This is a genomic window from Phytobacter sp. RSE-02 (assembly GCF_040578655.1).
Lineage (GTDB): Bacteria > Pseudomonadota > Gammaproteobacteria > Enterobacterales > Enterobacteriaceae > Phytobacter > Phytobacter diazotrophicus.
Window position 1 is genome coordinate 417,916 of the sequence record NZ_JBEULY010000004.1, and the last position, 22,633, is coordinate 440,548.

A 22,633-nucleotide genomic window follows, 5' to 3' on the forward strand; every position below is an offset into this window, starting at 1 on the left:
GTCGTTATTCTTGAGAAGCCTCGAAAGGCCTGTGCAGGCGAAAACCGATGCCATGAACTGTTTCTATCAGTGCAGGTGTGAAGTTTTTGTCAATACGCTGGCGCAAATCATGAATATGTGTGCGTAACGCACCGCTTTCCGGCGGCTCATCGCCCCAGAGCAGGTACTCCATCTCATGCTTTTTAACCACACCCGGTGCCGCACGCATCAGACATAACAGCAATTTATGTGTGCTGGGTGTCAAATTGATGATTTGTCCCTGGCGCCATGCCTGCGGTGCGCTGGCGTCCACGAGCAGATCTTCCCATTTTAGTGTCCCCTGAACTTGTCGGCCCTGAGCCCGGCGGACCAGAGCCTGGATGCGGGCATCCAGTTCCCTGAGAGAAAAGGGTTTAATGAGGTAATCGTCAGCCCCAAGCGCAAACCCCTGCACACGGTCATCAACGGGATCGCGTGCGGTCAACATCAGCACTGGCACCGGGTTTTGATAGTCGCAGCGAAGTTTGCTACAGAGTGTCATGCCATCCATACGCGGCAGCATCAGATCCAGAAGAATAGCGTCGTAGTTATTCTGTGTTGCCATACGCAGACCTGTGACACCGTCACGCGCATCATCCAGCACATAACCCAACGGCTCGAAAAAATCATAGAGATTGGCAATCAGTTCGGGGTTATCTTCGATAATAAGCAGGCGAGTCATAAGAAAATTGACGTATTCATAAATGGGCCGAATACCTTAACAACTTCCTGACACTGACTTATTGATACTCAGCACATTTCTAACACGCTGAGAACAGAGCATGTTTCTTCGTCTTTCATCGTTTCGGCTCAACCCGGTACAACTGACCTGGGTCGCAGCCCTGTTTTTTACGACCCTGGGTAATATTTCGCTGTGGCTAACATTGTGGTCGCATGTTGAGTTCACCTGTGTTCAGCAGGTGCTGTTCTTTCTCAGCCTGCCGGTTTCCCTTTTCTGCTGCATAAACCTTTTCCTTACACCGGTTATGATGTTGCCGTATTTACGTAAGCCCTTGTTAGCCGGGCTGGTGGTTATCAGCGCGGGTTGTACTTACGTCATGCTTCGCTACGACATACTTATCGACCACAGCCGGGTGCAGGATTTCTTTGAAGGCGCGCCGACGGCTGAACTCATCGCATCTTTCTCTCTGCCTCTGGCGCTCTGCCTGCTTTTTCTGGGTCTCTTACCTGCGGCGGCGATGATGTTTATACCGACGAAAAAAACAGGGAATCCCGCAGATACCCTTTTTTGGTGGCTGAGCCATATTCTGATGAACCTGACGCTTCTTGCGGCAGTGCTACTCGCGCTTAACAAGGATTACGCGTCGCTGCTGCGTGATAACAGACATATGAAAGATCAGGTCGTGCCGTTTAACGTTGTCACCAACACCCATCACTACCGGAAACAGAAATCGGGCGTAAAAATTCACCCTTTACGGGCCATGGCGAAAAGGGCTACCCGTATTGTTATGATGTCAGACGCAAAAGCCGATGAGTGACTGTCTGGCAGGCGAGCCGCGTGATCCTTATCTGCGCGATGATGAAAACCAGCGGCTGTGGTGATGGTTACCAGGCCCGACAGATTAACCGGCCGGGCGAGGGGAACGTGTCAGACCGGGTAGCAAATCTCTTCCGGATGGCGCTGCATGATGACTTTACCGTGACGAACAGAGGTCAGCACTTTGGCCTGGCGGCACACCGCATCGTAGTCATTTTCCGCATCCAGGATAAGCAGGTTCGCCGGGCGCCCTTCGGCAATGCCGTAGTTATCACCTAAGCACAGCGCACGGGCACTGTTATCGGTAATCAGATCGAGGCAGCGCTGCAAATCCTCATATCCCAGCATGTGGCAAATATGCAGACCGGCATCGAGAATACGCATGATGTTGCCGTTGCCCACCGGATACCACGGATCCTGAATGGAGTCCTGCGCAAAACAGACGTTGATCCCGGCGCGGTCCAGCTCTGCCACCCGTGTTACGCCGCGACGTTTCGGCCAGGTGTCGAAGCGCCCTTGCAGGTGGATGCTTTCGGTCGGGCAGGAGATAAAGTTGATGCCCGACGCTTTAAGCAGGCGGAACAGTTTCGAGCAGTAGGCGTTGTCGTAAGAGCCCATGGCGCAGGTATGGCTGGCGGTAACCTGTGCACCCATCCCACGCACCCGGGCTTCTTCCGCCAGCACTTCCAGGAAGCGTGATTGTGGGTCGTCGATTTCATCACAGTGCACATCGACCAGACAGCCATGGCGCTGAGCCAGATCCATCAAAAAGCCCAGCGAGCTGACGCCTTTATCGCGGGTATTTTCGTAGTGCGGAATGCCGCCCACCACATCGGCGCCCATCTCGATAGCGCGCGTCATCAGCTCGCGGCCGCCGGGGAAGGATTCAATGCCTTCTTGCGGAAAGGCAACGATTTGCAGGTCGATAAGGTGGGCCGTCTCCTTTTTCACTGCCAGCATCGCCTCAAGCGCCGTCAGGGAAGGATCGGTCACATCAATATGGGTGCGCACGTGCTGTACGCCGTTATCGCGCAGCATTCCGATGGTTTTCAGCGCCCGCTGGCGCGTATCTTCAACCGTTACGCTCGCTTTGCGCTGGCTCCAGCGGGCGATCCCCTCAAACAGTGTGCCGCTCATATTCCACTCCGGCTCGCCCGCGGTCAGGGCGGCATCAAGATGGATATGCGGCTCGACGAACGGCGGGATAACCAGCTTTTGTTGCGCGTCGATATCGCTGGCGTCAGCCGTCCGCACGGCGGCCTGCAGGGTGATGCTCTTGATCACGCCGTCATGTAAGTCGAGGGTATAAAGCGCGTCTTTATGGCGCAGGCGTGCGTTGATAATTTTCATGAGTATTCCCGTAAATGGTTTTGTGACATACGCCAGATCGTTAACGCGACCGAGGCGTTGAGGTGGAATTGCGGATGGTTAATCGGATAGCTGGTCAGCTTTTCAATACGTTGGATGCGTTGATGTAACGTGTTGCGGTGAATGCCAAGCCGCCCGGCGGCTCTGACCACGTTTCCGTTCTCCTGGAGCAGTGTTTCCAGCGTCTCCATTAACAGCCACGGACTTTTGCGATCGCGTTCTATCAGGCAGCCAAGGGTGTCGTGCATAAAATCGCTCAGCAGCGCAGGGTCGCCGATGGCAGAGAGGAGCTTGATAAATCCCAGTTGTTGATAGTCGGTAATGCGCTGGGCCGGGCGCAAAGTATCGCTAAGGTCCAGGGCCTGACGCGCCTGCGACAGCGCGCGCTGATAGTCCTGTAATTGCTGCACCCGAGCGGAGAGGCCACACAGTAGCGACAGCCTGTCGTCACCTTCCGCCAGCGCGAGCAGCCACTGTGCTAACCACTTTTTCTGCTGATAAAACTCACCGTCCTCATCCGGCAGCAGGAAGATAAACATATTGCTGCGCTCGACCAGCGGAAAGGGGTTCTCCTGCTGATTAAGCTGCTGCTGCAACCGCTGACGGATGATACGTCGCGCCTGCTGTAACCAGGCCTCGGCCTGCCCGGGTGGAAACTGGCGAAACAGGTTTTGTATCCCCTCAAGACGCAATGCCACCACCCGCAGGGGGCGGCTAAAATCCAGTTGTTGGTGGATAGCGCGTTGCTGCAGGATGTGCAGATCGGGAAAATCGCCGGTTAACAGTTGCAACAGAATATCGCGCTGCGATTGCAGGGCATTTTCACTACGCACCAGCGCGGTACCGATGCGTTCGGTGACAATCACCATCTTTAACAGATAGGGCTGTTCGATCAGCGGAATGCCCAGCTCGTCGGCCAGTGCGATCAGGCGAGGGGGGATCGCCTGAATATACGCATCGCCGGTGAGGATCACCATCCCGGCTATCCCGCGCTGTTTGCCTTCCATCAGTAAATGGATCAGGTTGTCTTCATCGCGGGGATGGTTGATGCCGGTGATAAAGACCAGTTCCCCACCCATGATCCATTCGGCGATATTTTCATTTTCCGCCACGTAGTACCAGCGAACCGCCAGTTGCAGCCCCTGTTTACCGGCACGCAGGCGCATGGGGGTGAGTTCCTCCAGGGCGAGGATTTCGCTGACCGTCAGGCTCATAACTACTGCTCCGCGACCGAATCAGCGGCGGGCTGACGTTTGCTCAGACGCGTCAGGGCGATGTAGAGCAGCGCGGAGACGGTAATGCCGACCAATGGGGCGATCCACGGCGACAGATACGCCACCACTGCGCCCACGGCATAGGCACCCAGTCCCAACCAGTTAAAGCGCGGCAAACGGGCCGTTTGCAGCAGAGGATAACGACCGCCGCGATAAAACCAGTAGTCGGCAAGGATCACGCCGCCAATGGGCGGAATGATACTGCCCAGGAGAACGAGGAAAGGGATCAGCATTTCATACATACCGCCAATCGCCAGCACAATGCCGACGCCAGCGGCGACCACGGTCAGAGTACGGCGGCGCTCGCTGCGCAGCAGATGGCAGGCGGCGGCCGAGACGTTATAAATCGTCGGCCCCTGAATAGTCAGCAGGTTGAGGCACAGCATCACCACCGCGGCGACCGATAGCCCCTGCAAAATCAGCACTTCCACAATATCGGCCTGCTGATAGACGATAGCGCACCACGCTCCGGCAACAATCATCAGCCCGTTACCGATGAGAAAGCTACTCATACTGGCAACGATAGCGGTGCGGCTGGAATTGGCCAACCGGGTCCAGTTTGTTGCCTGGGTCGCGCCGCTGGCGAAGGTGCCAAAGACCATGGTGATAGCCGCAGACCAGGTCATGGTTTCGCCCGGTTCAATTTTGGTCATCGCCTGCCAGCCACCGGCGTGATGGGCGGCCAGGTACATCGACACCACCAGCAGAATAAACATCAGCGGCACCGACACACGAGACAGCGCGTCCAGCCCTTTGTAACCCACCAGCGCAGTGACGCAGAACAGGATGCCGAACAGGATCATCAGCGGGATGGTCATGATGGCGGGCAGGGCGAGGATTTTGACCAGTGAGATGGCGACCGTTGCGGTCCCCCAGGCGTACCAGCCCAGTTCGGCAAAGCCGAGAATAAAATCGGCGAGCTTGCTGCCGATCTCTCCGAAGCAAAAGCGGCCCATCAGTACGGTATTCAGCCCGCTACGGGCGGCAATCCAGCCGAGCGAAGCGGCGTAGAGGGCCAGCAAAAAGTTCCCGATAACCGCAATCCATAAAAGATTAACGATAGAAAAGGAGACGCCAAGTTTGCCGCCTGCGAACATCGTGCCGGTAAAAAAAGTAAAGCTGAACAAAACCATGGAGATCGAAAATACGCCTTTACGTCCGGAGGCGGGCGCTTCGACGAGCGGAAAATCATTGCTGTTTGACATTGTGAAACCTCTGAGTGGCTATCTGTATGGCTATGCAAGAATTAGCAAGAGGTATGCCAAAAATTGCCGGGCAGAGGTAACACAATGAAGTGTGCAAATTGCACATAAACGTTGAGTGTTCGGCAGGGTATTGTCAGGAGAGTGTGCATGGTGCAATTTTTCGCACCATAACAGAGCAGCGGTGCAGACACCTGTTTCGTTATACCTCCACCCGGAAAGAGAGATATGGGGTGCGCCCGGAAACGGGGAAATGTGCCGCTCCGGGCTGTGATTCAGGTTGTGGTGAGTATGACGTTCACGGTTAGAGGCTGTTCATGCTAATGATCAAAGCAATACGTAAATTGAGGTGTCTTAATCAACGGGACAGAACGGTTAAAAGGCGGCGCCGACATCATCCTGTTCGGGTCGAAGTGAAGCCCGCCATTACTGTTAGCAGCAGCGCGGCTATCGCTAACCCGCTGGCCAGCCAGAGTGGGGCAGTCAGTGTTAACGTGTCGACGAGCTTTCCTCCGGCCCATGCGCCTGTGGCAATTCCTGTGTTAAAAATCCCGACATAAAGCGCTGCGGCGATTTCCACGGCCCGAGGCGCCGCTTTCATCATCCAGGTCATCAGCCCCACTGACAGCCCACCGTATGCCAGCCCCCAGAAAATCAAAATAGCGCCGCCACCCATGACAGTTTGCCCTTTACTCAGAAACAGCATCGGTGTCGCTACCAGCCCGGTAGCGACAACCATTAGGGTGAGCGCGTACGATGGGCTGCGTAGATGCCCACAAGAAAGTTACCCATAATTCCCGCGATACCGTAAGCGAAGAGGATCGCCCCAATCCATTGGGTATTGAATCCTGACACGGAAATCAACAGCGGGCGTACGAAGGTAAAAGCTGCAAAGTGGCTGGTGACAAGCAACAGCGTCAGGAGCAATCCTGCCAGTAATTTGCGGTTAGCCAGTTGTGCAAAGAACTGGCCGATATTGGCACAGACAGCCACAGGCAGCGTCGGGATAACGGCAAGATGGAGCACCAGTATGAGTGCGCTGAAAAGCGCCATGCAACCAAATGCCCAGCGCCATCCAATCGCATCGCCAATAAACGCCCCCAGCGGCACACCCAGTACCGATGCGGCCGCAACGCCGCCGAATATAATGGATGTCGCCAGACCCACCGCGCTTTCCGGTACCAGACGCGCCGCCAGACCGCCCGCGATCGCCCATATTCCGCCCATGCAGAAACCAACAAGTGCCCGCGCTATCAGCATAATGGTCAGGTTGGGCGCCAGCGCCGAGGTAAGATTGGCCATCACTAAGATCACCAGAAGGCCACACAGTATCACGCGGCGATCTATACCCCCCGATGCGATAACCACAAACGGCGCGAATAACGCGGCAAGGAGTGCTGGTAAAGAAATCATCAGCCCCGCGTTTCCTGTCGTGACAGAGAGCGTCCCGGCGATGGCTGTCAGCAACCCCACTGGCAGCATTTCCGTCGTCACCACAGAAAATGTCGCCAGACCGACGGCAAGGACCGGTGTCCATAAACCGCGAGCCGTTGTCGCGCCAGATAATATATTCATTAATCAGTTCCTTGTGTGAACAGCGTATCAGGCACAATTAGCCTGACGACGAAGAGTAAAATGGCTCAGAAATGCGATGAGCAGCACAGTGACGCCAGCGCAGAGCGCAACGGAGAACCCGAACCGCGCTCCGCTGTTATCAACGACCTGACCGGCTATCGCCGCGCCCAGCGCAACTCCCACATTCAGCCCGGCCAGTAGCCAGGTCATGCCCTCAGTTAATTGATGTTCATCCACCTGGCGTTCAACGAGCGACATGGCGACGATCATCGTTGGGGAAAAAAAGAGGCCAGCCACCAGCACGGCGAGGGTCAATGCGCTGAGGTGGGTGACAAGGATCAGAGGAACCGTGGTGGCTGCGGTTGCCAGCCCCCCCAGCCACAACAGTCGACTGAGTGGGGTTTTTAACCTGAATGAACCAAACAGCAACCCAGCCAGGCACGAACCGATGGCGTAGGCGGCTAAAATCAGGCTGGCCGCCGCCGGATATCCCCACTCTCTGGCGTAAGCGACGCTCACGATATCCACCGTGCCGACAATCATGCCCATCCCGACCATAAGCAGCGCCAGAAGCCGTACACTTTTCATCCCCATCACCGATCCCCGGTTCGCCGTGGCGCGCGTGGCTGTCACCGTTGGCGGTTCCGTACCCCGCTGTATCACCAGGGCAAAAACCCCCGAGATGAGCAAAAGGACTGCCAGCAGCAGGCCCGCTTGCGGAAACAGCGTAATGGAGAGGCTAATAGAGAGCGGTGCCCCCATGATAAACGTCAGTTCATCAAGTACCGTTTCGAGCGAATAAGCGGTTTGCAGACGGGGATCTCCTCGATAGAGCGCCGTCCAGCGCGCTCGTACCATGGCTGATATGCTGGGCATAAACCCGGCCAGGAAGGCGCCCGCAAAGAGGATCCAACGGGCGACATCCCAGTGAGAACCGGCTATCAGGATGAGAAAACCGAAGATACTGACCGTGGTCGCCGCAGGCAAAACGCGCGACTGTCCATAGCGATCCACATAGCGAGAGATCTGCGGCGACAGCAGGGCGTAGGCCAGCACAAAGGTGGCCGAAATCGCCCCCGCCAGGCCATAGGCTCCCTGTTTTTGCGAAAAGAGCGTGATCATTCCGATTCCGGCCATGGGCAATGGGAGTCGTGCCAGCAGGCCGGCAGCGGTAAACCGCCCAGTGCCGGGTGCAGAAAAAAGGTCTCGATAGAGCGTTGCCATCTCATTCTCCAGTCACATTTGCTTGCCACAGCGCGGTGGCGCAGCGACAATTCATACAGGGCGTATGAATGTAATCCTATATTCATACGCTGCGTATGTAAATAATCATTCACTGCGTATGTAAAGGAAAAATCATGGTTCGCCGTACCCGTGCTGAGATGGAAGAGACTAGAGCGACATTGCTGGCGACTGGCCGTCAATTTTTTAAAGAATTTGGTTACGCTGAAACCTCGATGGATGATCTGACGTTGCAGGCAGGGCTGACGCGTGGCGCGCTCTATTATCACTTCGGCGATAAAAAAGGCTTGCTGGCCGCGGTGGTGGACCAGATCGATAACGAAATGGATCAACGCCTGCAGGCGATTTCCAGTACTGCAACAGATCCGTGGGAAGGTTTTTGCAACCGTTGCAGGGCTTGCCTTGAGATGGCGCTGGAGCCTGAATATCAACGCATTATGTTGCGCGATGCAAAAGCGGTACTGGGCGGTTTCTCACCTGAATCACAGCGTCATTGCGTGCATTCAATGCAGTCCCTGATTCGCGATCTGATCGAGCAGGGCATTATTGAAGAGGCCGACCCGCAAGGGCTGGCATCATTGATTTACGGAAGCCTGGCAGAAGCCGCGTTCTGGATTGCCGACGGTGATGAAAGCGATAAGCGCCTTGCACAGGGCATTGCCGCGCTGAATTTGCTCCTTCGCGGATTACGACCTGCTGGATAAAGCGCCTGGCGTGAGGTGTTGTTAATCCTGTCTGCGTTGTTTTGATGCAAAGGGAGGGCTGGTACCGGTCAGAAGTACAGCGCACCCCCGTCGTGTTAAGGCTGGACATCGTTATGTCTATTCCAGCCTGTTGGTCCCATTAATGATGTCTGGCCCCTGGCCTGAAAGCATGTTTTTTGGCGAAATACGCGCAGAGAAATGCGGCAGCCATAAATGCCAGGAGCGCCCATGGAAATGATGCTGCACCTGCATTATCAAGAAGCAGGATAAGGCCGATTTGCGAGGTCAGGCCCGATAGTGTCAGAAAGGGGCCGATAAACGTATAAAGAATGTTGTGTGCTGTCATCCAGAGAAAAATGACCGCCAGAACCGGGCGAACGCCGGGCATCAGGAAGACGTTCCACACGGAAAATGGATTAAGGTAAAAAATCGCGTGGCGTTGAATCCAGGATGGCGCGAAAAGCGGCTGTAAATGCAGCCGGGCATGAGAAGCCAAGCTGATAAGCGACCTGTTTGATTGAGACGCCATTGGCGAGAAGATCTAACGAAGCACAAATCCTGGCTCTCTGCTTCCATGTTCTAAAACTAAATCCAGTATCTTTAATAAATAATCGCGAGAATGTACGTTCGGACATGGTGGCGATAAAAGACAGATCGCTAAGCGATGCATCCCAACGGTGGTTAACCAATAATTCTCTGGCCGCACAGGCTAATCGCTCATCACGCGGCATTGGAAGCTCCGCAGCTAAGGGGGGCGCCTCGCTGAGAATCTCCAGAAGTAACAGAGCCATTTTCCGTTGGCTCGGTTTGTTGTAGTCACCACTAAAGAGCCCGGCTATCAGCTCTTTCACCAGTGCTGTAGCTGTAATCACATGCACCTGGTTACTCTTGGTAAAATTCGCGCATTCTGCGATAAGGCTGCGGCTGAAATAGATGGCCCGTAGGTCAGTATGTGAAAGCAGGTTGTAACTATGGATCTGAAGAGGCGGTAGCCATAATGCACGCTGAGGCGGTATTACCCACCGGTCATTCTCTGTTTCAACCAGCATAACTCCCCTGCTGGCAAACAGCAGTTGCCCCTCAATATGATGATGGGGAGGGTCAGTCTCTCCACGCTGATAGCTTATCGCGGTGCTTGACCATCCTGTGGCTTCATCATGTCTTGGCGCTTTATCTATACTACCTGGCATTTCAGATTTAGCTCCTGCACTTATGATATCGACTCTGGAACCATCCGAAGTAAGCCTTAATGGATGGGCGAGTTATTTTTAATGCAGATTATCATAGGTATTACAGGAGCCTATCCTAATGCGAGTACACTTTATCGTACATGAAACTTTTGAAGCCCCAGGCGCATATGAAACATGGGCCAGAAGCCACGGTCATGATGTGACTTTTTCACGCGTATACGCAGGAGATGTGTTGCCATCTGACGCAGAAGGCATCGATTTCCTGATTGTTATGGGCGGCCCGCAAGATCCAGCCACAACAGTGGAAGAATGTCCGCACTTCGATTCTAAAGCCGAGCAGGCGCTCATTTATTCTGCTGTTAATACCGGTAAGGTGGTTATCGGCATCTGCCTTGGCTCACAGTTGATCGGTGAAGCCCTGGGCGCGTCGTTCGCACACAGCCCTGAAAAAGAGATAGGTAAATTCCCGATCATGCTGACAGAAGACGGTAGCAACGATGAGATGTTCTCTCACTTTGCGAAGACGCTCGAAGTCGGCCACTGGCATAACGATATGCCGGGTCTGACGACAGATGCGAAAATCATCGCTTACAGTGAGGGGTGCCCACGTCAGATCGTTTCATACACAGATCGTGTCATTGGTTTCCAGTGCCACATGGAGCTGACGCCGGATATTGTAGAAAAGCTGATCGAACATTCTGCGCAAGATCTGGACCGCGCCGCAGAATATCGCTTCGTTAATACACCAGAAGAACTGCGTGCGCATGATTACAGCGAAATGAACCAGGTACTGGTTGATTTTCTGGACAAGCTGGAAGCACGTTACAAATCTGCTTAACCACAGAATAAAGCCTGGCGATGCTTTTCTCCGGGCTTATTTTAAGTTTTGCTATGAGTAAGACACAGTGCTCTTACCGATATGCCCGGTAATCAACATCAACTTTGCGCCGTCAGAATCCCCGCCTGGAATGCGAAAATTCTGCAAGATAATTCAACTTCCGCCTCTGGCACTAAGCGAATATTCTGTGTTACGAAGCTATTTATTATGCCAATGGGACGTTCAGTGGCGATTCAATACCGCCTTATATTGCTCAGGATATCTTGCTTAATTTCTGATGCATGAAATCAATGAGCGCTCTTGTTTTAGCAGGCAAAAAACGCCGATCTGAATAAAGCGCGAATAATTGCAATGGCGCTGCTGATTGCTCAAACTCAACCTCGATTAACCGGCCATCGCTAATATAAGGTTGGCAGGCTTGTTTCGCCAGAATTGCAAAACCGACACCTGCTATAGCGGCTCGTCCTGCCATCTCTCCGCTGTTGACCCGATAATGCCCGTTAACCTTAATTGTCTCGAATCCCCCCTTTTTATCGACAAACTGCCATGGCGCGCCTTTCAGCGCGCTGACCGTTGTAATACAGGGTAACCCTTCAAATTGCTGTATATGAGAAGGGGTGCCATAACGCTGAATGACGGCGGGGGCGGCAACAACGGTACAAGGGATGGTCATCAGATGACGGGCGATGTAGTCACTGTCATCCATCTGACCACGGGTAACAATGACAGCTAAATCCAGATCATCGCGAAGGGATTCTAAACCTGACAAATTTGTGACGCAGCTGATCTCCAGCTCCGGGTACTGACAGGCGAAATCGGCAATAACAGAACCCAGCAATGCAGGACCTATTTCATTGGGAATACAAATACGTAATGGGCCTTTGAGTTGCATCTGCCGCAACGTTAATTCTGTCTCAGTTTGCTCAAGCGCTTCCAGTAATGGCTTCGCCCGGATGTAGAGTAGATGCCCCGCCTGGGTGAGTTTCATATGGCGGGTGCTGCGCTCAATGAGCTGAAGATTCAGTTTTTCTTCTAACTGAGAAATACAACGACTCACGTTGGATGTCGGCATTTCAAGGACTTTCGCTGCCCCCACAAAACTCTCTCTTTCAACCACAGCAATGAACACTTTCAGGCTGGTAAAATCCAGGGCCGCACGCATCAATTATCCCATTATTGATAACAATAAGTGCCATTTTTACCACCTAATGCACAGCATTGATAGCCGTTAAACTCGGATATCTTTCATCCACAGGTTGCTTGCTATGTCTCAGGCCATACAGACGTTTAATCATAAAGCCCTCATGCGTATTGCTATTGTAATGGCTTGTATCCAGTTCACGAATGCGCTGGAATATATGATGTTCAATCCTATTTTTGCCTTTATGGCAGCAGACTTTGCAGTTCCCGTATCCTTCTCAGGTTATGTGTCCGGTATGTATACATTGGGGGCAGTCATTTCGGGCGTTATCGCTTTTTACTGGATTGGTCGTTTCAATAAGAAACGGTTTTTAATTGCCAATATGGCACTATTAGGCTTGCTGACACTTTTGACGACATTTACCTCCAGTTTTAGTCTTCTGCTTATACTACGATTCTGCGCAGGGTTGGTGGGCGGTACGACAATGGGGGTGGGGACAAGTCTATTGATAAATAATGCACCGGCGCATTTGCGCGGAAAAATGTTGGCGACGGTGATTGCGTCATTTTCGATGGTAAGCATTGTAGGAATGCCCGTTATATTATTTTTGTGCTCGCACTATGCATGGCATTCCGCGCTGTGGTTAATCAGTTGTTTTTGCCTGGTCTCTTTACCCTTGATAGCCTTTATCATCCCCAGGGATGCGGTCTCATCAGGCGTAAAGACCAGACTGTCTATTGATACGCAAACCTTATTATTTGCCTCTTGTACGGCTCTGGCACAATTTAGTCCAATGCTGATTATTCCCATAATAACGCCATTAATGACGCAATATATGGGAGCACAACAAAACCTGTTGCCCGTATTGTTCTTAAGTGGCGGGATTGCAGGTTATCTGTCTACAAAAATAACAGGTGTTCTAACAGCGCGTTTATCCACGCTACTGCTGGCAACACTATCAACGCTGTTCTTTGTGGCAAGTTTGCTGATTCCTGCGGTGGGTTATCATAATGCAGGTCTCTTTATCACCTTATTTCTTGGCGCCTCATATAGCCGACTTGTTTGCGCTTCGGTGGTGGTTGTCCAGTATCCTGATGATGAACAACGAGCCGGTTTTTCTTCATTACAGACAGCTATTATGTTCCTGATAACCACTCTCGCATTCTTTCTGTCTTCTTTATTATTACCTGACCAGGGATTAACCACGCAAAATCTGAACAGACTGTTGGTTGTTAGTGCATTAGCCGCATCTGGATTTCCTGTAATGGTCATACTGTTTCAAAAGAAACTGGCTAAGCGTATTACCCAGTCTGACCACCGCATCATTGATTAGCACAACGTTCGTTGCTGGCACGAATCTGCCACTAAAAGAATCATCAGAACGCTACTTGCTGTTTAAGCAAAAGTTTGACGGTATGTTGATCCTCTTTTTGCATAAAGCGCTAAAAATGAATGTGCGAAAGATTCAGTTTTTAAGTGCCGCAAGGATTGCGTTTTCCATTTTCTGCGGGGTGGTGAAGGGCGCAAAACGCTTGAGCGGTTTACCGTCGCGTCCGATTAGGAACTTCGTGAAGTTCCACTTGATTCGCCCACCCAGCACGCCGGGTAATTCGTGTTTCAAATAACGAAACACCGGGTGCGCTGCGCCTCCGTTGACTTCTATTTTCTCGAACATCGGGAAGCTCACACCGTAGTTAATCTGACAGGTCTGCGCGATTTCCTCGGCGCCACCGGGTTCCTGTTTACCGAACTGGTTGCAGGGGAAACCCAATACCACCAAACCCTGGGCAGCGTATTTTTTGTAGAGCGCTTCAAGGCCGCCGTATTGTGGCGTGAAGCCGCAATGGCTGGCGGTATTAACGACCAGGACCACCTTATCCGCGTAGTCGGCCATAGAGATAAGCTGGCCGCCCAGACTGGTGGCTGACAGTTGGTAAAAGGTAGTCATAGCGAAATCCTCAAAGCAGAACCAGTTCGATGTCGACATTGCCACGTAGCGCGTACTGTCGGGGCAGGGCATAGAGGGAAGAGCCTGCTCCTGAGCGCGTGGCAGGTGCGGGATCATGTGTGATACATCTTTGCAAAGTTGAACAAAAAGAACAACAAACAGGCGACTTTTGTGCTTTGTGTGGGTTTACATTCGTATAGAATAGGGCACTACGTTAGTTTGTGATAATTATTTCACTGTTTAGGGGATGCTATGGGTGTTGAATTTCACATAACAAGAGCTGAATTCTGGGCAGATAATGATGATGCGCAGATAACTGCTGATGAATGGCTTGACTACATTAATAGTGATAAGGAATTAAGCAAACATATTATAAATGGCGATCACCACGCCTTGTGGTCAGGCCCTTCATTGTACGCAGAACCCTGGCTCGACTGGAGCGCAGGTAATATTTATACCCAATGGCCAGACACATATCTGTACAGAAAGATGTTGGAGATTGCAAAGCACCTCAATGCACAGGTAATGGATGATGACGGTACGATTTACAGTGATGAATCACAGTGGGAGTACGATCCGTCAACGAACAGTTAACGTTCGTTACTGGCAGACAGGGGACGTTCGGATCCAGCCGATCGCCCCTGTAGGATGGCCTTCATTTTGAGGCAACGGAATGGCTGCTTAGAGCGAAAAGCGGACCTTTGTCATTTTGTCGTAAAATCTCGCCACTTAATCAGGATATAGCAATACCTCTCGCCCTCAGGCTACGTCTGCTTGAATTGATTGTCTCAAGGAGGCGGAGGCGGCTTTCACTGAGATGAACGGCGAGTAATTCTGCTGCTTTTTCCGTCTCCTGTGACCTAAGCGCCGCGATTATTTCACGATGATCATCCCAGGCGGGGTTCGATGGTGCCTTGTCGAGCCATCGTGCCCGTGAAAGTCGGCGCAGGGCATCGCTTACCCCTTCGATGATAAAAGCATTCTGACAAAGACGGGTCAGCTGTAGATGGAATCGTGTCCCGGCATCGTCCATCACCTCTTCCGTCGTATCAGCAGCATTCGCTGTGAGCAGGTTTTCCAGATCGTTGAGCTGTTCTTCCGTCATCTGGCTGGCTGAAAGTTTCAGTGCCGCCACTTCCAGTACTTCCCGGTAAATACACAGCTGTTCAACTTCACCGACATCGATCGGTGCGACCAACCAGCGTATCCCGTCACGACATACCAGCCCTTCTGATTCCAGCTTTTGTAATGCGGCTCGCACAGGTGTCCGGGACGCCTTAAACGTCGCTTCAGCCCAGCGCTCCGTCAACCGTTCTCCCGGCCCCAGTTCCATGCTGAGAATTTGTTCTCGTAACTGGTTTTCAACCTCTGATGCCTGACTCATGACGGCAATGTTCTCCCGAAAATTGACAGTAAAATGCATACTCTATATGGTATACCAACTTGGTATACCAAGAAAGAGCGCTTTTATGACCCAATTCTATAACAGCTTTTGGCAGCGAAATCTGATCGTTTGCTTCATTGGCTCGTTCTCAACCGTCTTCGCAATGACTCTGATGCTGCCATTCCTCCCTTTGTATGTTGAAGAGCTTGGTGTAAACGGGCATGCCGCAGTTATTCAATGGTCTGGTGTGGCATTCAGCTCAACGTTTATTACTGCCGGGTTGATTGCCCCGGTCTGGGGAAGACTGGGTGACAGATATGGACGCAAGTCGATGCTCGTGAGAGCCAGTCTGGGCATGGCGGTTACGGTTTCTCTTATGGGGCTGGTGACAAATATCTGGCAACTTGTCGGTCTGAGGTTGTTGGTTGGACTGGCTGGCGGATATTCATCCGGTGCAACAATTCTTATTGCGGTCCAGGCTCCCAGAGAACGTGCAGCGTGGGCGCTGGGGATCGTTTCATCCGGTGTAATGGCAGGTAATCTTGCCGGTCCGCTTGCCGGGGGCTGGTTACCTGGCCTGATTGGAATTCGATCCACATTTCTTTGTGCCGGCGCGCTGATATTTTTTGCCTTCCTCATGACACTTATTCTTATCCGGGAAGAGGTGAAAAAACCTGCGGATGTAGCCACCCAATCCCGGGTTGGCTGGTCGCAGATACCCGCACGCTCTGTAATTGTCTGCATGCTTTGCACCGGCCTGCTGCTGATGCTGGCTAACATGTCAATAGAGCCCATTATCACGGTCTATGTTCGAACCCTCGTCAGTGACGCGTCCCAGATAATTAAAGTGGCAGGATATGTGATGGCGGCAGCGGCATTGGGAAGCATTATTTCCGCCTCCTGGCTTGGGAAGCTGGCAGACAGGATAGGGCATTTGCGCATTATCGCTCTTGCGTTAGCTGCGGCTGGTTTGTTGCTGATCCTCCAGGCATTTGTCACCTCCGGGTGGCAACTGATTGCCCTGCGTTTCCTGATGGGACTGGCGCTTGGCGGCTTGTTGCCTTGTATTGCGGCAGTGATACGTCACCGCGTACCAGAAGGAATGGTGGGCAGCATCCTTGGTTATTCCGTCGCTGCGCAGTTTGCCGGACAGTTCATCGGGCCGCTGATTGGAGGTTTTGTCGGCGGGCATATCGGGATGCGAGCCGTTTTCCTGGCAACCAGTTGCATCCTGCTGCTCGGAGCGGCGTGGAACCTCAATATACAACGCCAGCCAGTGACACGCTGACTGGCTGCATTACCCTTCACCGGCAAATTCGGAGATTTTATGTCAAATCAACTCAGTAATATCAATAAAAACAGCGCGCTGCTGGTAATGGACTTTCAGGCGATTATTCTCAACAACTTCCTACCGCATGAGAGTGCTGGAGAAGTTATTCGTAACACGGCCTCGCTGATATCATCCGCACGCGCAGCAGGTGTACCCGTTATCTACGTGAGTGTAGGATTCCGCAAGGGTTACCCTGAGGTCAGCCAAAACAACACGATTTTCTCGTCAATTAAAGAGAATGGAATTTTTAAGGCTGATAACGAGAGCACGGAGATTCATGCCGATGTCGCTCCGGCAGAGAATGAGGCCGTCATTGTTAAGCGCAGAGTCGGCGCTTTTTCTTTTACCGAACTTGATATGATTCTTCGTGCACAAGGCATCGAAACCCTTATTCTTACGGGCGTGACGACCAGTGGTGTGGTGCTTTCTACCGTCGGGCAAGCTTTTGACCTTGATTACCGTCTGGTCGTTGTGAGTGATTGCTGCGCCGATCCAGATCATGAAACCAATGTGTTTTTACTTGAAAAAATCATACCTCAACATGCTTTTGTTACCAGCTCATCTGAAATATCAGAAGTCTGGGCATAAAAATATGAATTTCTGACGTAGTGGGCGAAGAGGACCGGGTATGCCCGGTCATTTGAACGTCAGCTTCTGGCACAAGGCGGCCCTCTAATCTCCGTTTTGCACGTTAGAACGAACCGATATACGCGGCGCGATGAGATTCGCTTCTGCCCATTGCTCAGTCGTATGAACCCTTATCGGGTGTGTCAAGGTTTGAAGAAATCCGTTTCTTGCTACCTTTATCAGTCCCGTTATGTAGGACAATTATGGCTAATATGCTTTGATTTCATAAGGTTGAAATTGATCCTCACGCGATGTCGCCCGACATGACAACACGGTGGCTTTCCTGGATCATGCTTATGATTTCGCTTCGCGGCCCCTCGCGCCAGCGTGAGTCCGCATAAAATTGCGCAAGAACGGCCTCCATTTTTGCTAAATTTTGAAACTCGCGGACGAGGTAATAGTTATCGTTGTCATGGAGTGAGTTACCAAATCTCAGGACGTTGATGCCGCAAGATGTATGGAGGGGGACGCTCTGGCACTTCATTATCGAGTGAAATGCATCACCGGTTCCGGGTTTTAAGGTGTACTGAAGAACTTCAATAACGTTTGGCATAATGTCCATATCCGCGATTTAACATTCTGTTATGGCTCAGAGAATACTACATATTACGCTCATGAAACCGTGGGTTTCTCTTCTTTGATGTACCGCGCCATCGGCATTTCTATTTTCCGGCCCTGAACTGCGCGTCGGGATAAAAACGAAAAAAACGCTTTTTTTATCGAATAGATTCAGAGGGCGTGGCGTTTATCCATCATCAACACACTGATGGAATCATATTTATGACTGCAACAACGCCGCCGCCGCTAAGACAGCGCTACGATAGCTTTACCCTGGCACTGCACTGGGTCACTGGAGCCAGTGTCATTTTCCTGTTTGCAAGCGCACATATCTGGGAGCAACTGGAGCGGGGGACGCCACTGAGAAAAGGCTTGCTGGCCGCGCTTTTTCATCACTATCTGTTACGGGACAGCATACTGCGTCGTATGCTGCCTGGCCGTGCTTTTCATTAATCCGGAGCTCACTATGAACCTGTCTTCGTTATTACATTCCGCATTTATTCAACGTCTGGTGCCTGTGGTGTTTGTTGTGCTAAGTACGCCGGTTTTTGCCGCAGGTGACGATAATACCAACAGCAAAACGCCCGATTGCCCCACAGGGCAGGTCTATGACAGCGCAAGAAAACAATGCGTACCCGAGAAAACAAGCCAGATCAGCGATGAAGATAAAACGCGTTATGCGTACCATCTGGCAAAAAAAGGGGAGTATCAGGCGGCCCTGGATCTGCTCAACACGCTGAAAAACGGCGATACTGCAGAGGCCTGGAATTACCGGGGGTATGCCACGCGTAAGCTGGGGCGTACTGATGAAGGTATCGGCTATTATCAGCGCTCCATCGCCCTCGATCCGACCTATGCCAAAGTACGTGAATACCTGGGTGAAGCATGGCTGGTGAAAGGACGTCCTGATCTGGCAAAAGCTCAATTGAAAACCATTGCCACACTTTGCGGCCAGCGTTGCGAGGAGTACAGGGATCTCCAGGCCGCTATCGACGGTCATCCTGAATCCTGAGTAATGGTACGAGGATAAAAAAATCACTACCAGTGACGTCCGTCAGCATCTTGCTGAACATCTGACACGCCTGTGGCGTTATGGGCTGGTTCTGTCGCGTAACCGCGAGGTTGCCGAAGAACTGGTTCAGTCTACCTGTGTCCGCGCGCTTGAAAAAAGCGCGCAGTTTACCCCCGGCACACGCATCGACAGTTGGTTATTCACTATCCTGCATTCCATCTGGATTTCAGAGGTGCGCGCCCGCCGGGTGCGCCTGGGGCAGGGGTTCGTCGAAAGCGATGAATTACTGGCACCGGATACGAATGAACAGGATGAGGCTCGCCTGCACTATGGGAAAATTATGCAGTACGTGAGCGCCTTGCCGGAAGCACAGCGCAATGCGGTATTTCTGGTGTATGTCGAAGGTTTTACCTATCAGGAAGCGGCGGACACCTTGTCTGTCCCGATTGGCACTATCATGAGCCGGCTGGCTACGGCAAGAGCGAAAATCGCCCAGCTTATTCACACGCCGCACCCTGTTCAGGAGAAGCGATATTGAAATCAATGAGATTTACAGCACCGTACAGCGATGAGGCGATAGTGGCCTGGCTGGATGGCGAAATGCATGCAAGTGATGCAGAGCGCTTTGAGGTCGCGCTTGGTCAGGATGAACAACTGGCTGCACGAACCGAAATGTTAAGGCTTAACCAGACAGATATTGCCAGTGCCTTCGCGCCACTCCTGAATGAGGCTCCGCACTCTCGCCTTGAGGCGCAACTGGCCAGCGTGCTCGCCCAGCCACCGGCAACCGCAGTCAGGGCCACGGGCGTCAGCCGACGTGCGTTAATCGCAGCTTCGCTCAGTTTTCTGGTAATCGGCTCAGGGCTGGGCTATCTGGCACGTCCGGCAACGCGGGAGCAGGGGGAGAGCGAAAAAATTCGTGACCTTGAGGCACAGTATATGTCTTTGTACAGTGCGGAAACGTTGCTGGATGCGGACAGTTCCCCATCAGCCTTGCAGCGTGGATTAACGCGTACTGCGCAAGATATAGGTTTGCAGGCGAATGAGCAGCAACTTGTGTTGAGCGGGGCAGAGCTGAAAATGGTGCGAATGCTGCGCTATGACAGCACCGCGATCGCGCAAATTGCCTGGATGCACGCCGATTACGGCCCGATGGCGCTGTGTATTTCACCGGATGGCAACAAGCCCGCCAGCCCGGAATTGAATCACGAGCAGCGCCATAAGATGAATATCGTCTGGTGGCACTCCGGAAGATACCAGTTTGTGTTGATTGGCCGTAACCCTGCTTCCCAGTTGAAACAAAACGCACTGACGTTGCAGGCTGCGCTTTCATAGCAAAAGAGAGACGCCGGCATGCCAGTAAAGGGCTGCCGGGTATGCTTATACCGCCTGATGTGGGCGGGCCTGAATCTCAATATTGATTGTCACGCTGTCATCTACCAGCGTGGCGAAACTGTCCATATTGAATGCTGAGCGGGAAATCGTCGTTGAGGCATGCAGGAAAAGGTTATCCGCCCCGGTGAGTCCGCTGTTCTTGCCTGGCATTGAAGCATCCAGAATTACCGGGCGCGAAACGTTCTTCACCGCCAGTGTGCCAAAAATGCGAAAATGGCCCTGTCCCAGAGCCACCACGCGGCTGCTGATGAACGTGATGTTCGGATAGCGTCCGGCGTCAAAAAAAAGGCTGCTTTTCATCTGCCAGGTTAACAGCCGGTTAGACGCCTTTAGCGTCGCCACGGGAATGGAAACACTGATATTGTCGCCCTCTTCGTTTTCGCCATTGAGTGCAATATTCCCGCTCACATCTCCGAGGCTGGCCTCAGAAGTATCCCCAAAGGCATGCCAGGAGAGGGTGATCGTCGTTTTCTGCGTGTTGATACTGTAGTTAGCCGGGCTGGCACAAACTGAAAAGGAACTGATGAATAATACGAGAGCGAAACAAGGCACGATACGCGTCATGTTGATGATCCTTGATGTGTTTAGCGAGTAAACGCACCAGCCGTGTTTTTTATTCGATTCCAGAGCCACCGTTATTGTGAAAAAATGTTAACGTGACCGGCTCTGTCATTGATTAACCCGGGCTGAGGCATGCGTTTTTCCTCAAAGGCAGTCTCTCTGAACATGTGAACCCGGCAGGTTTGTTTCAATAAAACGATGGGCAGGTATGTTAACTTTCACGGGTAGGTAAAGGTGGTGGCGTTACCTCTCATTCTTGATGTCAGGTCTTATGGAGTTTGCGCTATGAGTTCTAAAGTAATTGAGCCTCTGATGTCAGATTTATATTTTCTGGAACCTTTGGATAAGTCCCATGCACATAAAATGTATGCAGGCTTATGTATTATTGATGATTATAAGTATATACCGACCAACCCACCTGCAAGTCTGGATGAGTTGACGGCTCGTTATGAGAAAATATCTCAGCGTCACTCCCCAGATAAAAGCGAAATATGGCTAAACTGGGTCATTATACATCGTAAATCTGGTGCGTATCTGGGGTATGTCCAGTCAACCATTATGGTTGATAAAGGGTGGGCATATATTGCTTATCATGTGTTTGGGATATATCAAAAAAAAGGAATCGCAAAACAATGTGTACGGATGTTAATAGATTTTCTCTTTAATAATTACAAGTTATCTCATGTTGATGCCCTGATTGACTCTCGTAATCTGGCCTCAATTGGTTTAGTGGAATCTTTGAAGCTTAAAAAAATTAATGAGTTAAAAGATGCGGATTTTTTCAAAGGATCTACAAGCACCGAGTTTCATTACAGGATTTTTGCTAATGAATGGACTAGGGAGGTGTGAGTTTAGTTTATAAGCATTATTAATTGGAGTATGAAAGATAATGTATCGGCAAAAAGGTATGAGATGTTCAACAACTTATTATTTGTTGAAATTTATAGCCATTCAGATAATGAAATATTGCTATTCGCTATGCCATTTTCCTCTGTCACGCGGTTTCATATAAAACCCGACTCATGAGTCGCCAGGGATTGAAGCCATGCGCAAAACCAGAACCTACGCCGACATAAGAAAAACATCAGACGTGATGACCTGAAAGGGATAATGTGGACGGCGTTAATGGCCAGGTATGCTTTATGAAGTCGCTTTAGCTAACGTATAACATACCTGGCGTATATTTTCGTATGCCAGGGCATCAGAGCCCACGGCAAATATTTTCGGCGATCCTGGCAACGTCTCCCACAGGAAGTTTTTGATATGCATACAGATAAAAAATTTCGGCTATATCGTCCCCTTAAGGGTATTACGCATACGTTTGGCGACGAGTGGTTTGCATTGAAAGCAGAAGCCTTCGCGCGTTTTTTCGGCACACCGACATTTCTGATTGGGCAGACATTCGCGGTGATCGTGTGGATTGTTCTGAACGTGGCAGGCGTCGTGAAGTTTGATCCTTATCCCTTTATTTTGCTAAACCTGGCGTTCAGTATTCAGGCTGCTTATGCCGCTCCGTTGATTCTGCTGGCACAAACCCGTCAGGCGGAGCGCGATCAGGCGCATGCGCTGGCAGATGCTCAACACCGCGAAGATCTGGACGAGGCAATGACGAAGCGCCAGATACTCGCCGAGGAACAGTCGGCGCAACTGCTGGAATTGCTCAAACAAAATACCGAGTTGACCGAGTTGACCCGGGAAATGGCCGAGCGTATCGAAGCACTCGCCTTGCAGCTTGCACAGCGTGAGCTTCACAAGCCGTAGCCGTGGG

At 51.7% G+C, this 22,633-nt stretch carries 22 protein-coding genes and 4 pseudogenes; 13 read left to right on the top strand and 13 right to left on the bottom strand.

Annotated elements, in window-relative coordinates:
• Nucleotides 1–4: 4 nt before the first annotated feature.
• Nucleotides 5–700: a response regulator transcription factor gene (locus ABU190_RS12140; RefSeq protein WP_354691438.1), complete on the bottom strand. Its 696-nt coding sequence runs from the start codon at nt 698–700 to the stop codon at nt 5–7.
• A gap of 100 nt (nt 701–800) precedes the next feature.
• Here ABU190_RS12140 and ABU190_RS12145 point away from each other — a divergent pair, with 100 nt between their 5' ends.
• Complete coding sequence (locus tag ABU190_RS12145) at nt 801–1,517, top strand: phosphoethanolamine transferase domain-containing protein (RefSeq protein ID WP_354691439.1); 717 nt, start codon at nt 801–803, stop codon at nt 1,515–1,517.
• Between the two features lie 110 nt (nt 1,518–1,627).
• Here ABU190_RS12145 and codA read toward each other — a convergent pair whose 3' ends face one another.
• The 5 genes and pseudogenes from codA to ABU190_RS12170 all read right to left on the bottom strand — a co-directional run bounded on the left by codA (nt 1,628) and on the right by ABU190_RS12170 (nt 8,057).
• Nucleotides 1,628–2,866, bottom strand: coding sequence for a cytosine deaminase (codA, locus tag ABU190_RS12150; RefSeq protein ID WP_354691440.1), 1,239 nt, complete (start codon nt 2,864–2,866; stop codon nt 1,628–1,630).
• Nucleotides 2,863–4,098 (bottom strand): PucR family transcriptional regulator ligand-binding domain-containing protein, encoded by a 1,236-nt coding sequence (locus ABU190_RS12155; RefSeq protein WP_354691441.1) that lies wholly within the window; start codon nt 4,096–4,098, stop codon nt 2,863–2,865. Before ABU190_RS12155 ends, codA begins: the two co-directional genes overlap by 4 nt.
• A 2-nt stretch (nt 4,099–4,100) precedes the next feature.
• A complete protein-coding gene (codB, locus tag ABU190_RS12160) occupies nt 4,101–5,363 on the bottom strand; it encodes a cytosine permease (RefSeq protein ID WP_354691442.1) in 1,263 nt (420 codons plus the stop codon).
• 391 nt (nt 5,364–5,754) lie between these two features.
• Nucleotides 5,755–6,935 (bottom strand): annotated as a pseudogene (locus ABU190_RS12165) (MFS transporter).
• A 27-nt stretch (nt 6,936–6,962) separates the two neighbouring features.
• A complete protein-coding gene (locus ABU190_RS12170; RefSeq protein WP_354691443.1) occupies nt 6,963–8,057 on the bottom strand; it encodes an MFS transporter in 1,095 nt (364 codons plus the stop codon).
• A 236-nt stretch (nt 8,058–8,293) separates the two neighbouring features.
• Here ABU190_RS12170 and ABU190_RS12175 point away from each other — a divergent pair, with 236 nt between their 5' ends.
• Nucleotides 8,294–8,881, top strand: coding sequence for a TetR/AcrR family transcriptional regulator (locus ABU190_RS12175; RefSeq protein ID WP_354691444.1), 588 nt, complete (start codon nt 8,294–8,296; stop codon nt 8,879–8,881).
• Between the two features lie 139 nt (nt 8,882–9,020).
• On the opposite strand, the pseudogene ABU190_RS12180 reads toward ABU190_RS12175, so the two are convergent.
• A pseudogene (locus ABU190_RS12180) lies at nt 9,021–9,287 on the bottom strand (MFS transporter); the annotation flags it as partial.
• Nucleotides 9,288–9,297: 10 nt separating this feature from the next.
• Nucleotides 9,298–10,071, bottom strand: coding sequence for a helix-turn-helix transcriptional regulator (locus tag ABU190_RS12185; protein WP_354691445.1), 774 nt, complete (start codon nt 10,069–10,071; stop codon nt 9,298–9,300).
• Nucleotides 10,072–10,189: 118 nt separating this feature from the next.
• Here ABU190_RS12185 and ABU190_RS12190 point away from each other — a divergent pair, with 118 nt between their 5' ends.
• A complete protein-coding gene (locus ABU190_RS12190) occupies nt 10,190–10,909 on the top strand; it encodes a type 1 glutamine amidotransferase (protein WP_354691446.1) in 720 nt (239 codons plus the stop codon).
• Between the two features lie 253 nt (nt 10,910–11,162).
• Here the strand turns inward: ABU190_RS12190 and ABU190_RS12195 are convergent, their stop codons facing one another.
• The gene (locus ABU190_RS12195; RefSeq protein WP_354691447.1) at nt 11,163–12,071 is read right to left on the bottom strand and encodes a LysR family transcriptional regulator; all 909 of its coding nucleotides are present in this window, start codon (nt 12,069–12,071) and stop codon (nt 11,163–11,165) included.
• A 103-nt stretch (nt 12,072–12,174) separates the two neighbouring features.
• Here ABU190_RS12195 and ABU190_RS12200 point away from each other — a divergent pair, with 103 nt between their 5' ends.
• A complete protein-coding gene (locus tag ABU190_RS12200; protein ID WP_354691448.1) occupies nt 12,175–13,383 on the top strand; it encodes an MFS transporter in 1,209 nt (402 codons plus the stop codon).
• A gap of 132 nt (nt 13,384–13,515) precedes the next feature.
• Here the strand turns inward: ABU190_RS12200 and ABU190_RS12205 are convergent, their stop codons facing one another.
• Nucleotides 13,516–13,998, bottom strand: coding sequence for a glutathione peroxidase (locus ABU190_RS12205; protein WP_354691449.1), 483 nt, complete (start codon nt 13,996–13,998; stop codon nt 13,516–13,518).
• Nucleotides 13,999–14,250: 252 nt separating this feature from the next.
• On the opposite strand from ABU190_RS12205, the gene ABU190_RS12210 reads away from it, so the two are divergent.
• A complete protein-coding gene (locus ABU190_RS12210) occupies nt 14,251–14,592 on the top strand; it encodes a hypothetical protein (protein WP_354691450.1) in 342 nt (113 codons plus the stop codon).
• 139 nt (nt 14,593–14,731) lie between these two features.
• Here the strand turns inward: ABU190_RS12210 and ABU190_RS12215 are convergent, their stop codons facing one another.
• Nucleotides 14,732–15,382, bottom strand: a complete 651-nt coding sequence (locus ABU190_RS12215; RefSeq protein WP_354691451.1) for a GntR family transcriptional regulator — start codon at nt 15,380–15,382, stop codon at nt 14,732–14,734.
• 85 nt (nt 15,383–15,467) lie between these two features.
• Between ABU190_RS12215 and ABU190_RS12220 the strand changes: the two genes are divergently transcribed.
• On the top strand, nt 15,468–16,670 hold the full coding sequence (locus ABU190_RS12220; protein ID WP_354691452.1) for an MFS transporter: 1,203 nt from the start codon (nt 15,468–15,470) through the stop codon (nt 16,668–16,670).
• An 87-nt stretch (nt 16,671–16,757) separates the two neighbouring features.
• Nucleotides 16,758–17,316 (top strand): annotated as a pseudogene (locus ABU190_RS12225) (isochorismatase family cysteine hydrolase).
• A gap of 267 nt (nt 17,317–17,583) precedes the next feature.
• On the opposite strand, the gene ABU190_RS12230 reads toward ABU190_RS12225, so the two are convergent.
• A complete protein-coding gene (locus ABU190_RS12230; protein WP_354691453.1) occupies nt 17,584–17,892 on the bottom strand; it encodes an NIPSNAP family protein in 309 nt (102 codons plus the stop codon).
• Nucleotides 17,893–18,119: 227 nt separating this feature from the next.
• On the opposite strand from ABU190_RS12230, the pseudogene ABU190_RS12235 reads away from it, so the two are divergent.
• The 4 genes and pseudogenes from ABU190_RS12235 to ABU190_RS12250 all read left to right on the top strand — a co-directional run.
• Nucleotides 18,120–18,272, top strand: a pseudogene (locus ABU190_RS12235) (cytochrome b); the annotation flags it as partial.
• A gap of 91 nt (nt 18,273–18,363) precedes the next feature.
• Complete coding sequence (locus ABU190_RS12240; RefSeq protein WP_354691454.1) at nt 18,364–18,909, top strand: tetratricopeptide repeat protein; 546 nt, start codon at nt 18,364–18,366, stop codon at nt 18,907–18,909.
• A gap of 22 nt (nt 18,910–18,931) precedes the next feature.
• On the top strand, nt 18,932–19,447 hold the full coding sequence (locus ABU190_RS12245; protein WP_354691484.1) for a sigma-70 family RNA polymerase sigma factor: 516 nt from the start codon (nt 18,932–18,934) through the stop codon (nt 19,445–19,447).
• A complete protein-coding gene (locus ABU190_RS12250) occupies nt 19,444–20,244 on the top strand; it encodes a hypothetical protein (RefSeq protein ID WP_354691455.1) in 801 nt (266 codons plus the stop codon). Before ABU190_RS12245 ends, ABU190_RS12250 begins: the two co-directional genes overlap by 4 nt.
• A 45-nt stretch (nt 20,245–20,289) precedes the next feature.
• Here the strand turns inward: ABU190_RS12250 and ABU190_RS12255 are convergent, their stop codons facing one another.
• Complete coding sequence (locus tag ABU190_RS12255; RefSeq protein ID WP_354691456.1) at nt 20,290–20,868, bottom strand: YceI family protein; 579 nt, start codon at nt 20,866–20,868, stop codon at nt 20,290–20,292.
• Between the two features lie 282 nt (nt 20,869–21,150).
• Between ABU190_RS12255 and ABU190_RS12260 the strand changes: the two genes are divergently transcribed.
• Nucleotides 21,151–21,714: a GNAT family protein gene (locus ABU190_RS12260; protein ID WP_354691457.1), complete on the top strand. Its 564-nt coding sequence runs from the start codon at nt 21,151–21,153 to the stop codon at nt 21,712–21,714.
• 414 nt (nt 21,715–22,128) lie between these two features.
• The gene (locus tag ABU190_RS12265; protein ID WP_354691458.1) at nt 22,129–22,626 is read left to right on the top strand and encodes a DUF1003 domain-containing protein; all 498 of its coding nucleotides are present in this window, start codon (nt 22,129–22,131) and stop codon (nt 22,624–22,626) included.
• Nucleotides 22,627–22,633 lie beyond the last annotated feature (7 nt).